The sequence below is a fragment of the Amycolatopsis cynarae genome, from assembly GCF_026802195.1.
Taxonomy (GTDB): Bacteria; Actinomycetota; Actinomycetes; order Mycobacteriales; family Pseudonocardiaceae; genus Amycolatopsis_E; species Amycolatopsis_E rhizosphaerae.
In genome coordinates this window covers 5797165-5809730 of record NZ_CP113836.1, presented here as the reverse complement: position 1 = coordinate 5809730, position 12566 = coordinate 5797165, and the positions used below count along the sequence as shown (strand labels likewise).

Genomic DNA, 12566 nt, shown 5'->3' with positions numbered 1-12566 from the left:
GTAGCAAACATCCCTTGCTTCGGTCAGTGAGGCGACGCCAACCCAGGCTTAACGAATGCCATGGGTAGGATGGCGCACCGTGATCCGGCTCGACAATGTCTCGAAGGTCTACAAGACGTCGACGCGCCCAGCTTTGGAGGGTGTGTCCGTCGACATAGACAAGGGCGAGTTCGTCTTCCTCATCGGTCCGTCGGGCTCCGGGAAGTCGACCTTCCTGCGGCTGCTGCTGCGGGAGGAGGTGCCCAGCAAGGGCCGAGTCTTCGTGTCCAACTTCGACGTGGCGAAAATGGCCCGTCGCAGGGTCCCCCGCCTGCGACAGACCATCGGCTGCGTCTTCCAGGACTTCCGGCTGCTCAACAACAAGACGGTGGCCGAGAACGTCGCCTTCGCCCTCGAGGTGATCGGCAAGCCCAAGCACACCATCCGCAAGGTCGTCCCCGAAGTGCTCGAACTGGTCGGTCTGGAAGGCAAGGCGGACCGGATGCCGAACGAGCTTTCGGGTGGTGAGCAGCAGCGTGTCGCGATCGCCCGCGCGTTCGTGAACCGGCCGCTGGTGCTGCTGGCCGACGAGCCGACCGGGAACCTGGACCCCGACACCAGCCAGGACATCATGCTGCTGCTGGAGCGCATCAACCGCACCGGAACGACCGTGCTGATGGCCACCCACGACCATTCCATCGTGGACTCCATGCGCCGTCGCGTGGTCGAACTGCAGCTCGGCAGGGTGACCCGCGACGATGCCAGGGGGGTTTACGGCGTGGGCCGCTAGGTCCTCGTCACTGGTCCCTGCCCGCCCCCACCCCGACCCAAGGACCCTTCCCCGATGCGCGCAAGTTTCGTCTTCAGCGAGGTCTTCACCGGCTTACGCCGGAACGTCACGATGACCATCGCGATGATCATTACCACCGCCGTCTCGCTCGGCATGCTCGGCGGCGGCCTGCTGATCGTGCGCTCGATCGACAAGATGCAGGTCAACTACATGGCCGACGTCGAGGTGTCGATCTACCTGACCCAGGACGTCAGCGCCAACGACAAGGAATGCGCACAGGACCCGTGCCGGAGCCTGCGGCAGGACGTCCAGAGCAATGCCGCCGTCGAATCGGTCATCTTCGAAAACCGCGACCAGGCCTACGCCCGCTTCAAGAAGATCTTCCAGGACAACCCGATTCTGGTGCAGGCCGCCCGGCCCGAGGCGCTGCCGGCATCGCTGCAGATCAAACTGCACGACCCGAGCCGCAGCGAAATCATCCAGCAGCAGTACGGGAAGCGGCCGGGCGTGGACCGTATCGAGGACCAGAAACAGTTCCTCGACCGCTTCTTCGGCCTGCTGGGATCGGTGCGCGACGGTACCTTCGTGATCGCGTTGATCCAGGCGCTGGCCGCGCTGCTGCTGATCTCCAACACCGTGCAGATCTCCGCCTTCACCCGCCGTACCGAGGTGGGCATCATGCGCTTGGTCGGCGCCACCCGCTGGTACACGCAGCTTCCGTTCCTCCTGGAAGCCGTCATGACCGGAGTGGTGGGCTGGGTGCTCGCCGTCGGTGGCCTGATCGCGTTGAAGTTCGCGTTCCTCGACAAGATCCTCAACGTGACCTCGGGAATCATTCCGAAAACCGAAGTGCTCGACATCATCGTGGTTTCCCCGTGGTTGCTGCTGGCTTCGCTCGTCATTTCCGCGACCACCGGCTACTTGACCTTGCGCCTGTATGTCCGGCATTGACGGACGCTAACCTGGAGACATGCCCAAGGAACGTGGCCACAAGGTGATCGTGTCGAACCGCCGAGCGCGGCACGACTACTCGGTCCTGGACACCTACGAAGCCGGCCTCGTACTGGTGGGCACCGAGGTGAAGAGCCTGCGTGCGGGCCGGGCTTCGCTGGCGGACGCGTTCGCCACAGTGGACGACGGCGAAGTCTGGCTGCGCAATCTCCACATCCCCGAGTACGAACACGGGACGTGGACCAACCACGAGGCGCGCCGGCACCGCAAGCTGCTGCTGCACCGCGGTGAGATCGAGAAGCTGATCGGTAAGACGAAGGAGAGCGGACTGAGCCTGGTCCCGCTGTCGCTGTACTTCAAGGACGGCAAGGTCAAGGTGGAACTCGCACTGGCCAAGGGCAAGAAGGCCTACGACAAGCGGCAGGACCTGGCCAAACGTGACGCGGCGCGGGAGATCAGCCGTGCCATGGGGCGTGCGCTGAAGGGACGTCGCTGAGCGTGCCCCCGGGACCGGAGCGTGACGAAGACATCGCGTCCTGGACTCGGAGCCTCGGCCTGGGCGGGCTCGTCGACCTGCACCTGCATTTCCTCCCCGACCGGATGATGACGAAGGTCTGGGCCTACTTCGACCAGGTCGAAGAGCGGGTCGGCGCGGCGTGGCCGGTGTGGTACCGGCAGCCCGAGGCGGAGCGGCTCGCGGTGCTGGAGTCGTTCGGGGTGCTGCGGTTCGCCCCGCTGGCCTATCCCCACAAGCCGGGGATGGCCGAGTGGCTCAACGGCTGGATGTGGGAATTCGCGGAGCGGGTTCCCGCCGCGGTGCCGACGGCGACCTTCTACCCCGAGCCATCGGCGCGATCCTATGTGGAGTCGGCGCTGAGCGCGGGGGTGCGGTGCTTCAAGTCCCACGTGCAGGTCGGCGCCTATGACCCACGGGACCCGTTGCTGACTCCGGTCTGGGGGGCGCTCGCGGAGGCGGGAGTGCCCGTGGTGGTGCATGCCGGGCACGGGCCGGAGCGTGGACCGCACACGGGGCTCGACGTGTTCGCCGAGGTGCTGCGGCGGCATCCCCGGCTCGTGGCGGTCCTCGCGCATGCCGGTATGCCCGAGTACGAAACGGCCCTTGAACTCGTGGATCGCTTTCCACGCGTGTACCTCGACACGACGATGGTGGGCGTCCCGTTTACCGAGCAACTCATGCCGTCACCGCCCGACTGGGTGGATCGGCTTGCCGGCATCGGCGACCGGATCGTGCTCGGCAGCGACTTCCCGAACATCCCGTACCCGTACTCCACACAGCTCCAGGCGATCGCCGGCTGGGCGGCCGACGATCGCCTCGGCGTCGCGTTCCTGCGCGCGGTCCTGCACGACACCCCGGCCAAGCTGCTCAACCTCTGACTTGGAGCAAGGGATGTTTACTACGGCTCATCGGTAGTAAACATCCTTTGCTCCAACCTGCCGCGCCGTCCGGCCGGTGGTCAGCAGGACACCGGTGAGGATCAGCAGCACCCAGGGGAGGGGACCGTCGAGTACGGTTCCATCCGCAGGAGTGGTGAAGCCGCGGGCGGCCAGGCCGAGGAGGCCGGTTGCGGACAGCAGTGCGGCGGCGATCAGGCGGTGGGTCGCCGCGATGGCCTCCGCCGAATGACCCCGCGTTTCGAACCGGCCGAACAGCCGGAGCAGAACCGAGAGCACCAGGCCGGTGGCGGCAAGCCATACGGGCGCCGCGGCCAGCCAACGCAACGTTCCGGGTGCGGGGGTCGCGTACCCGAAGCCGACCACGCTGATGCCGGCGACGACCACCAGCGCAGGCATGTGCCAGAGGTAGACGGTCATGAAGCGCGCGCCGATCCAGCGCAGTGCCGCCCCGGCCGTGGGCCGGGCCGCCAGAGCACACAGCCGGGACCGCAGGGCCACCACGAGGCCGATCTGGCCGACGGCGAGGCTGACCAGCACGACGGTGGGCGGGCTCATGTTCGATACCGCGGCGCCCGGCATGCCGATCATGCTCATCGGGTAGGGGCCGAAGGCGACCAGTGCGGCGGTCACGCCGAACCCGGCCACGGCCAGCAAGGCCGCCCTGCGCGGGCGCAGGGAGCCGAGCCTGCCCTCCACATAATGGAAACCGAGCTGGTGGACCGCCAGCCACACGAAGACGGCGTTGGCGTAGCCGAGCAGGCCCCAGCCGTCGAAGCGCGCGAAGTCCACGAGTGCGGCCAGGGCGGTCAGCACCGCGGGCACGGCCAGGCCCCACCTGCGGTGCGCGGCGATCATGACCGGGGTCGCCAGCACGGTGATGACGTATACGCCGAGGAACCACAGCAGTTGCCCCGCGATCACACCCGCGATCTGCAACGGCTGCTCGGGGATGCCGAAGCCTCGTAGCAAGGCCGGTACTCCCAGCCAGACCGCGGCCAGCGGCAGCACCGGGATCAGCAGACGGGTGATCCGGCCCGCGAGCCAGTCACGAGCCGAGGGGGCGCTGCGGAACGAGAGCAGGTTTGCCGCGCCTCCGGCGAAGAAGACCAGCGGCATCACGTTCGAGAGCCAGGTGATCGCGGCCCAGCCCGGGGTGGCCAGGGCGTTGCCGGTGGCGAGCCGGCCGTGGTCATAGCTCAACACGGGCATCAGCCAGTGCTGGCTGATCACGGCCAGGATCGCTCCGGCACGGACGACGTCGAGGAAGGTGTCGCGGCCGCGGATCGAGGGCTTGGGCAGGCTTGGTCGCATACCCTCGAGCCTGCTGGTCGGTGGCGTTCGGCACACCGGTGCCAGCCACCGTCTTGCCTTCCGGTTCCGGCCCGGAACAGGGTGGGGACAGCCCTACCTCGGCCTGCTCACACCTCGTCGATTTCGGGTGCCGAAAGTGCGCACAACCGGTATTCCCAGCCGGTGTCCGGTGCGTAGCCGAGCCGGTAATGGGACTCGATCTTCGGGCCGTCGTGGAGATGCACGTGCCGCATCACGTGACCGCTCACCGGTTCCACATCGCCGAGCGACTGGATACGCCCGTCGAGGGGACCGCCGAAGAAGCGGACGCTCACCTCGGTCATGGTGCCCCTTCCGGTAACTCGATGGCCGACGTTCGCCCATGGTAGGTGACTGAACGCAGTCGTGCCGCCCTCGGATCGGGTGAGAGTTCCGGGTGAACGGAGTTGGGCGCGGTGGAGCCTTCGATGCAGCAAGGGATGTTTGCTACGGCCAACGCGGCCTGTAGTAAACATCCCTTGCTCCGGAGTTCCCTCAGGTGCGGCCCAGGTAGGTGAGGACGGCGCGGACCCGGCGGTGTTCCTCGACGCTGGCTTCGAGGCCGAGCTTGGCGAAGATGTTGCCGATGTGCTTCTCCACGGCACCCTGCGAGACCACCAGGGCCGAGCCGATCGCCGTGTTGGACAGGCCCTGCGCCATCAGCCCGAGCACCTCGGATTCGCGCGCGGTGAGGGCGTCGAGCGGGTTTTTCCGGCCCCGTGCCATCAGTTGGGCGATCACTTCGGGATCGATGGCGGTACCGCCGCGCGCCACCCGCCGCACCGAATCGACGAACTCGGCGACGTCGGCGACCCGTTCCTTCAACAGGTATCCCACTCCACCGGCTCCGCCGGAGAGCAGTTCGACGGCATAGCTTTCCTCGACGTACTGCGAAAGCACCAGCACCGGGAGCCCCGGTACCGCCTGCCTCGCCGCCAGCGCGGCACGCAACCCCTCGTCCGTGAAGGTCGGCGGCATGCGTACGTCCACGATCGCGAGGTCGGGCCGACACTCCATAACGGCCTTGACGAGGGCGTCGCCATTGTCCACGGCGGCCACGGTTTCGATGTTCTCGTCGGCCAGAAGGCGTTCCACTCCCGCTCTCAGCAGAACGGCGTCCTCGGCGATCACCACGCGCATGACGGCTCCCCAGTGCTTCAGCTCAGGGGACTATTCACTCACGTGGCCGTCACCATTCGCACGGGAGGTCCGCTCTGATCACGGTCGGGCCGCCGACCGGGCTGACCACGGTGATCACACCGTCGATGGTGGCGGCCCGGTCCGCAAGCCCGGAGAGACCGCCGCCCGGCCGCAACTCCGCCCCGCCGTGACCGTTGTCGGTGATCTCGACGACGACCTTCTCCTCGGCGCGCCACACCTTCACGCTCGCCTCGGTCGCACCCGAGTGCTTCGCGATGTTCGTCAGTGTTTCGCCCACGATGAAGTACGCCGTGGTCTCCACCGCCGCGGGCGGGCGCGGATCCACGTCCACCTCGACCGCAACCGGGATCGGCGATTTGGCCGCCTGGGCCGACAGAGCGGCGTCCAGGCCGCGATCGGCCAGGACGGCCGGATAGATGCCGCGGGCGAGATCCCGCAGTTCCGACACCGCCAGTTTGGCGTCGGCGTGGGCCTCGTCGATCAGTTCTCGCGCGGCATCCGGATCCTTGACCAGTTTGTTCTTCGCCCGGCCGAGGCTCATCGCCACCGCCACCAGCCGCTGTTGTGCCCCGTCGTGCAGGTCCCGCTCGATCCGGCGTCGTTCGGCCTCGGCCGCGTCGACTCCGCGGGCCCGCGACGCCTGCAGGTGCTGTGCCTTCACCGCCAACCGTTCCGCCCTGTTGGGTCCGAGGAGCGCCAAGGCCAGCGAACCGTGCATCCAGCCGATCCAGGGGGCCACCCAGATCGCTATCGGCAGGAGCACGATCGAGGTCAGGCCGATCGCGAACTCCACGATGCCCAGCGGGAACACCACCAGGAGGTAGGCGAGGTCGCGCCAGGTACTCGGATCGACCAGCTGGACCCGCCACCGCCGCACGAACCCGCCCTCGACCGGGAGGCGCTCGGCCGGCGGCATCGGCGTGTCCAGCATCCGCCGCACGAACCGGCGTTCGAGGTCGGCGAACCCGCGGACCATGCTCGTCGTACCCATCAGGATCGGGATGCCCACCCAGATCACCGTGGTGGCGACGCCGAGGGTGATGCCGCACACGGTCAGTACGAACTCGAACAGCCGGAGCACGAACGCGCTGACCATGAACGCGATCGTGCGGATGGCCCGTGGACGTGTCTGCACCAGGGGCTCCCGGTCTCCGACCATGGTGGTCATCATGCCAGCGCGTTCGTCGCCGGCACCGGGCCGTCGGCCCGATCTTCGCGGAGGCTTCCAGCACGTCGCCCCTGGCCGAGGAGCAGCCGGGCGAACCGCGCATGGCCCGCGCCCATCATCCGGGTGATCAGGACCGACAGGGCGGTCAGCACCAGGCCGACCAACGCCCAGGGCAGCGCCTTGAGGGTCGAGTCGACGATCACCCACGCGTGGGTCTCCTCCGGGAAGAAGTAAGCCCCGCCCGGCAGGTAGCGGAAGTACACGGGCAGCGTGAGCAGGGCCAGGCCGACCGACCAGCAGGCGATCAGGATGACGAACTCCGCTATGCCGATCGGCAGCAGCAGGACGAAGTAGGTGATGTCCCGCCAGGTCGCGCCGTCCCACAGCCGGGTTCGCCACCGGGCCGCCTGCCCGTCACCCGGAAGCGGGCGGTACGGGGTGGCCACGAACGTGCCGAGCAGGGCGTGGACACGGAGCCGTTCCAGGCTGGCTGCCCCTCGTGCACCGGCGACCAGCATCGCCAGCACCGGCACGCCGATCCACACGATGACCGTGCCGATACCGAACGTGGTCAGTACGGACACGACCGCGAACCCCGCGACCCCGAGCGGCAGGTTGGGCAGCAGGTACAGCAGGGATCCGACGACCGAGGGGCGCGGGGGGTTTCGGTACCGCCCGGCGGATGTCGACGTCATCTCGGTTCCTCTCTCCATGGCAACGTGGCCAGTCTGGCCAGGTGGAGGGGGTGGAGGCCATGGGGAGCGCGGGCGTCGGGGAGGTAGGGAGAGCCCTACCGTGCCGGGAACAAACCGGCTTGCCCCAGGCGTTATCCTGTGTAGGTTAAGAGCCACCAGCAAGGGGGTGAACGGTTTCGACTCTGGACGTTGAGTCGAGGGAAGCGTGCCGGTGCAGGCGAGAGACCACCGTAAGCGTCATCGCAAAAAAATAAGCGCCAAGACGAATAGTCGCGCTGACTTCGCCCTCGCCGCCTGAGCGAGTGCGAGTCTGTCGGCCCGGGAGTGCCTCCGTCCCGGTAGCCGGCATCAGCTAGGAGGCTCACTGTCCGGATCTGGCCGCGGGGTCCGGGCGGGAAACCCACAGCGGCTGGGCCCGTCACATCGGCTTGTTCGCGTGACCGATGGGGCCGAGTAGAGGCAGAGCGAACTGCGCACGGAGAAGCCTTGGTAAGGCGCCAGAGGACCCGGGTTCAATTCCCGGCACCTCCACGTCGAAGACCGGCGAGCGCTCGCGAAGAGCACTCGCCGGTCTTTTTGTTCGGGAGGGCGGAGCTCCGGACCTGTCCGGGTTGGCTTCGTCCCGGCCCCGCGGTGGCTGCGTCGCCCGGTGGGGTCGGCTTGGGGACCGTAGGAAACGTCCCTTGCTCCCGAACCGTCCTTCGAAGTCGCGGCCGGTGGGCGTGGTTGGGTCTGGTGGGGTCTCGTAGTAAACATTCCTTGCTCCAGCGCGCGGGCCCCGGGTGGACTGGGGGATCCGGTTGTTCCCGCCGCGGGGAAAGTGGCGTGCAAAAGATCTTTCCGGACGATCCGGAAGACGGGTTTCTTGTGCGGCGCAACGAATAACGGAAATTCAGGTGAGCCTCGCCTGAACATCAAGATTCGTCCACAGTAGACTTTCGATTGGTCGCACCTGTCCGCGGGCCTTCGGGACACCCTTTTCCCGCGGGGGCGTGTTCCACCGGTGACCGAGCGAGACGAGGCTGGACTACACGGCCTGTGACTGCAATGCTGAGGGGGCATTGTGGCGGATTAGCCCATGCGGACGCGAAGCCGGAAGAAGGTGCCAGATGGCCCGGGTAAGCCGTGCAACCACCTCCGAGAACTCGGAACGGGGTTGGCTCGCGGGAGTACGAGCGGAAGAAAAGGTTCTCCGGGACGTTCAGGAGAGCAAGGCGGTCCGGACCGTCGCCGGACATTCCCTCGATGCGGTGGAATGCGCTCAACTGTTGGAAATGCTCGGACTGCACGCCGAGATGGGCAAGCCGGGCGTGCACTAGCGCCTGCGCCACCGGCTGGTTCAGACCGGGGCACGGCCACCGATTCTGACGGTGATCTCCGTGGCGGTCTGCCGCACCTGCGTGGCGAAATCCGGCCAGGTCCGGCCGCAAGCCGTCTCCCGATCCGGACAGTGGTGCCGCCAGGTGATGCCGACAGCGGCCATCGGCCGCCCGCCGTGATCGAATACTGGATACGCCACGGACGCGAAGCCCGCGGTCACACAGCCGTCCTCCACTGCCCAGCCTCTTCGCCGCACCTCGGCCAGGATCCGTCGCAGTTCGGCCAGCCCGTGCGGGCCGCGGCCGGTGCGCGAGACGAACACCGACGCTTTCGGGAACAACGCGCGCACATGCGGCGTGGGCAGGTGGGCCAGGATCGCACGTCCCGTCGCGGTCAGGTGTGCGGGCAGGCGCACCCCCGCGTCCGTGACCAGCGTTTCGGGTCGGGGCGGACGTTCTTTGTGGAGGTAGAGCACCTCGTTGCCGTGCAGCACACCGAGCTGCGCGGTATGCCCCGCGCGCTCCGCCAGCGACCGCAACAGGGGGGCGGCCAGCCGTTCGAGCGGATCGTGCCGCAGATAGGCCGAGCCTAGGTCGAAGGCGGCGACGCCCAGGGCGTAGCGCCGGTCCGCCACCAGGTGCACCACGAAACCGGCGCTCTCCAGTTCCGCGAGCAGATGGTAGGTGGTGGAGCGCGGCAGTCCCGTTTCCCGCGCGAGAGCCGCCGCCGGCACCGGGCCGGCGTGCCCGGCCAGTGCCAGCAGGATCGCCAGTCCCCGCCGGAGCGCGGGCACATCGCTGCTCGCACCCATATGTCTGGGATACCAGACAGAACCGCACCCACGACGAATGATCATCTCGGTGCCCGGCTATCCAATGGGCGCATGGTCGAGACAGTCCGGCTGGAGCCGGGAGCACTCAGCAGGGCACAGGTGGTCGCCGTCGCACGGGCCGGGGCCAGGGTGGAACTGGGCGAGGCGGTGCGGAAGAACCTCGCCGTCGCGCGCCAGCACATCGACGCACTGGCGGAAGCCTCGGTACCCGTCTACGGCGTGTCCACTGGGTTTGGTGCGCTCGCCACCCGGCACATCCCGCCCGGCAGCCGCATCGCCCTGCAACGATCGCTGATCCGTTCGCACGCCGCCGGTGCCGGCCCCGCCGTCGAACCCGAGGTCGTCCGGGCGATGATGCTGCTCCGGTTGCACACGCTCACCTCCGGTCACACCGGAGTCCGGCCCGGAACGGCCATCGCACTCGCCGGGCTGCTCAACGCCGGGATCGTGCCCGTGGTGCACGAGTTCGGCTCGCTCGGCTGTTCCGGTGACCTCGCGCCGCTCGCGGCCGTCGCGCTCGCGTTGATGGGGGAGGGGGAGGTCGTCGACCGGGAGGGCGCCCGCAGGCCCGCGGCCGACGCCCTGCACGAGGCCGGGCTGGCCCCGGTCACCCTGGCGGAAAAGGAAGGTCTGGCACTGACCAACGGGACCGACGGGATGCTCGGGATGCTCGTACTCGCTCTAGCCGACCTGAACCGTCTGCTCGACACGGCCGATCTCGCCGCCGCGAGCAGTGTCGAGGCGCTGCTCGGCACCGACCGAACCTTCGCCGCCGACCTGCAGGCGCTGCGGCCGCATCCGGGGCAGGCGCGGTCCGCCCGGCGCATGACCGCCGCCCTCGACGGCTCCGAGATCGTCGCCAGTCATCGTGGACCGGCATGCACCCGTGTACAGGATGCGTATTCGCTTCGCTGCGCTCCGCAAGTCCACGGCGCGGCACGGGACACGGTGACGCACGCGGAACAGGTCGCGGATCGCGAACTGGCCGCCGCCATCGACAACCCGGTGGTGCTGCCGGACGGGCGGGTCGAATCCAACGGCAACTTCCACGGCGCGCCGCTCGCTTACGTGCTCGACTTCCTGGCGATCCCCGCCGCGGACGTGGCGAGCATGGCCGAGCGCCGCACCGACCGGTTGCTCGACCCGGCCCGGTCGCACGGGCTGCCGCCGTTCCTCGCCGACGATCCCGGCGTCGATTCGGGTTACATGATCGCCCAGTACACGCAGGCCGCGGTGGTTGCCGAACTGAAGCGGCTGGCCGTCCCCGCTTCGGTGGACTCGATTCCGAGCAGCGCGATGCAGGAGGATCACGTCTCGCTGGGCTGGTCGGCGGCGCGCAAGCTGCGCCGGGCGGTGGACGGATTGGCTACCGTCGTGGCGATCGAACTGCTGACCGCTTGCCGGGCGCTGGATCTGCGCGCACCGCTGCGGCCCGCGCCGGTGACCGCCGCGGTGCGTGACCTGATCCGGACGCGGGTGCCGGGACCGGGTCCCGACCGGCATGTCGCACCGGAAATCGCCGCGGTGCGGGAACTGGTGGTGGAAGGCGCGTTTCTCCCGTTGCTGGAGGAATGCTGATCCGTACCGGTGCGGACACTCTCCGAAATCATGGGGTGTGGGAATCGCCGGTGCCGGCGAGGCCCGATTCTCCTGCCGGGTAAGGGAAATCACACAGTCCACGAAGCCGCCGCGGGCGCCCCCGGGGAACAGGGGCCGCACTGGCGCTGGGTAACGTGGAAGGTGAATTTCACCGGCTCGGGAAGGGCTGCTCCGTGGATCCCTCCATAATCGTCATGGTGGTCGTCGTGGCCGCGCTGGCCTTCGATTTCACCAACGGTTTCCACGACACCGCGAACGCCATGGCCACTTCGATTGCGACGGGGGCTCTGCGGCCGAAGGCGGCGGTCGCGATTTCCGCGGTGCTGAACCTGGCGGGCGCTTTCCTGTCGGTCGAGGTGGCCAAGACCATCTCCGGCGGCATCGTGGACGAAGCGAGGATCACGCCGGTGGTGGTCTTCGCCGGACTGGTCGCCGCGATCATCTGGAACCTGCTCACCTGGCTGTTCGGCCTGCCGTCCAGTTCTTCACACGCCCTGTTCGGCGGGCTGATCGGGGCCACCTGGGTGGCTTCCGGAGCCGGCGCCGTGCATTTCGGCAAGATCGTGGAGAAGGTGCTGCTGCCTGCGGTGGCTTCACCCGTGATCGCCGGTGTGGTCGCGATGGCCGGGACCTTCCTCGTTTACCGGATCACCGCCGCGGTGCGCCAGGACGTGGTGTCGCGCTCCTTCAAAACGGCGCAGGCGCTTTCCGGATCCCTGGTTTCGCTCGCTCACGGTACGAACGACGCGCAGAAGACCATGGGTGTGATCACGCTCACGCTCATCTCGTCGGGTGCGCTGGCCGCCGGTTCCGCACCGCCGCTGTGGGTGATCCTCAGCGCGGGCGTGGCGATCGCCGCCGGGACCTACTTCGGAGGCTGGCGCATCGTCCAGACCATGGGAAAGAAGATCACCGACATCCAGACGCAGCAGGGTTTCGCGGCGCAGACCAGTGCGGCGGTGACCATCCTGGCGTCCTCGCACCTCGGGTTCGCGCTGTCCACCACGCACGTGTCCTCCGGCGGGATCATCGGCTCGGGACTGGCGCGTGACGCCCGCGGCGTGCGGTGGAACGTGGCCGGGCGGATGGCGCTGGCCTGGCTGCTCACCCTTCCGGCCGCCGGCCTGGTCGGCGCACTGGCTGCGCTGGTCGCGCGGCAGGGCGCCGTCGGGACCGTTCTGGTCGGTGCCGCGGGGGTGGCCGTGGCCCTGGTCATCTACCTGCGGTCGCGGCGGCGTCCGGTGACCGCAGACAACGTCAACGAGACCGACGGGCCCAGCGAACCCGAGCAGCCGCCGGTCGCGGTGGCAGCCTGAACCACGGGAG

The 12566-nt window shown here is 68.3% G+C and carries 12 protein-coding genes and 1 other RNA gene; 7 read left to right on the top strand and 6 right to left on the bottom strand.

What is annotated here, in order from left to right:
- Positions 1-79: 79 nt before the first annotated feature.
- The 4 genes from ftsE to ORV05_RS27890 are packed head-to-tail and all read left to right on the top strand — an operon-like array spanning position 80 to position 3115.
- Positions 80-769: a cell division ATP-binding protein FtsE gene (gene ftsE / locus ORV05_RS27905; RefSeq protein WP_144593324.1), complete on the top strand. Its 690-nt coding sequence runs from the start codon at positions 80-82 to the stop codon at positions 767-769.
- Between the two features lie 54 nt (positions 770-823).
- On the top strand, positions 824-1720 hold the full coding sequence (ftsX, locus tag ORV05_RS27900) for a permease-like cell division protein FtsX (RefSeq protein WP_268754973.1): 897 nt from the start codon (positions 824-826) through the stop codon (positions 1718-1720).
- 19 nt (positions 1721-1739) lie between these two features.
- A complete protein-coding gene (gene smpB, locus ORV05_RS27895) occupies positions 1740-2216 on the top strand; it encodes an SsrA-binding protein SmpB (RefSeq protein WP_268754972.1) in 477 nt (158 codons plus the stop codon).
- Positions 2217-2218: 2 nt separating this feature from the next.
- The gene (locus ORV05_RS27890; RefSeq protein ID WP_268754971.1) at positions 2219-3115 is read left to right on the top strand and encodes an amidohydrolase family protein; all 897 of its coding nucleotides are present in this window, start codon (positions 2219-2221) and stop codon (positions 3113-3115) included.
- A 27-nt stretch (positions 3116-3142) separates the two neighbouring features.
- On the opposite strand, the gene ORV05_RS27885 is transcribed toward ORV05_RS27890, so the two are convergent.
- The 5 genes from ORV05_RS27885 to ORV05_RS27865 form a co-directional block, all read right to left on the bottom strand.
- Positions 3143-4447 carry an acyltransferase family protein gene (locus ORV05_RS27885; RefSeq protein ID WP_268754970.1) on the bottom strand — a complete coding sequence of 435 codons (1305 nt, stop codon included), beginning with the start codon at positions 4445-4447 and terminating at the stop codon, positions 3143-3145.
- Between the two features lie 107 nt (positions 4448-4554).
- Complete coding sequence (locus tag ORV05_RS27880; protein WP_268754969.1) at positions 4555-4770, bottom strand: hypothetical protein; 216 nt, start codon at positions 4768-4770, stop codon at positions 4555-4557.
- A 190-nt stretch (positions 4771-4960) separates the two neighbouring features.
- A complete protein-coding gene (locus tag ORV05_RS27875) occupies positions 4961-5605 on the bottom strand; it encodes a response regulator transcription factor (RefSeq protein ID WP_268754968.1) in 645 nt (214 codons plus the stop codon).
- A gap of 49 nt (positions 5606-5654) precedes the next feature.
- Positions 5655-6785 (bottom strand): sensor histidine kinase, encoded by a 1131-nt coding sequence (locus ORV05_RS27870; RefSeq protein ID WP_407652574.1) that lies wholly within the window; start codon positions 6783-6785, stop codon positions 5655-5657.
- An 8-nt stretch (positions 6786-6793) separates the two neighbouring features.
- A complete protein-coding gene (locus ORV05_RS27865) occupies positions 6794-7489 on the bottom strand; it encodes a sensor domain-containing protein (protein WP_268754967.1) in 696 nt (231 codons plus the stop codon).
- Positions 7490-7651: 162 nt separating this feature from the next.
- Between ORV05_RS27865 and ssrA the strand changes: the two genes are divergently transcribed.
- Positions 7652-8023: a transfer-messenger RNA gene (gene ssrA, locus ORV05_RS27860) on the top strand.
- 805 nt (positions 8024-8828) lie between these two features.
- Here ssrA and ORV05_RS27855 read toward each other — a convergent pair.
- Positions 8829-9620 carry an IclR family transcriptional regulator gene (locus tag ORV05_RS27855; RefSeq protein ID WP_268754966.1) on the bottom strand — a complete coding sequence of 264 codons (792 nt, stop codon included), beginning with the start codon at positions 9618-9620 and terminating at the stop codon, positions 8829-8831.
- 72 nt (positions 9621-9692) lie between these two features.
- Between ORV05_RS27855 and hutH the strand changes: the two genes are divergently transcribed.
- A complete protein-coding gene (gene hutH / locus ORV05_RS27850; protein ID WP_268754965.1) occupies positions 9693-11219 on the top strand; it encodes a histidine ammonia-lyase in 1527 nt (508 codons plus the stop codon).
- A 194-nt stretch (positions 11220-11413) separates the two neighbouring features.
- Complete coding sequence (locus ORV05_RS27845) at positions 11414-12556, top strand: inorganic phosphate transporter (RefSeq protein ID WP_326938092.1); 1143 nt, start codon at positions 11414-11416, stop codon at positions 12554-12556.
- Positions 12557-12566: the final 10 nt, after the last annotated feature.

What these genes read in the sequence shown, in the direction of transcription:
- ftsX (WP_268754973.1), top strand. Translation starts at nt 824, where the DNA reads ATGCGCGCAAGTTTCGTCTTCAGCGAGGTCTTCACCGGCTTACGCCGG.
- ORV05_RS27885 (WP_268754970.1), bottom strand. Translation starts at nt 4,447, where the DNA reads ATGCGACCAAGCCTGCCCAAGCCCTCGATCCGCGGCCGCGACACCTTC.
- ORV05_RS27865 (WP_268754967.1), bottom strand. Translation starts at nt 7,489, where the DNA reads ATGACGTCGACATCCGCCGGGCGGTACCGAAACCCCCCGCGCCCCTCG.
- ORV05_RS27875 (WP_268754968.1), bottom strand. Translation starts at nt 5,605, where the DNA reads ATGCGCGTGGTGATCGCCGAGGACGCCGTTCTGCTGAGAGCGGGAGTG.
- ORV05_RS27880 (WP_268754969.1), bottom strand. Translation starts at nt 4,770, where the DNA reads ATGACCGAGGTGAGCGTCCGCTTCTTCGGCGGTCCCCTCGACGGGCGT.
- hutH (WP_268754965.1), top strand. Translation starts at nt 9,693, where the DNA reads ATGGTCGAGACAGTCCGGCTGGAGCCGGGAGCACTCAGCAGGGCACAG.
- smpB (WP_268754972.1), top strand. Translation starts at nt 1,740, where the DNA reads ATGCCCAAGGAACGTGGCCACAAGGTGATCGTGTCGAACCGCCGAGCG.
- ORV05_RS27870 (WP_407652574.1), bottom strand. Translation starts at nt 6,785, where the DNA reads ATGGTCGGAGACCGGGAGCCCCTGGTGCAGACACGTCCACGGGCCATC.
- ORV05_RS27855 (WP_268754966.1), bottom strand. Translation starts at nt 9,620, where the DNA reads ATGGGTGCGAGCAGCGATGTGCCCGCGCTCCGGCGGGGACTGGCGATC.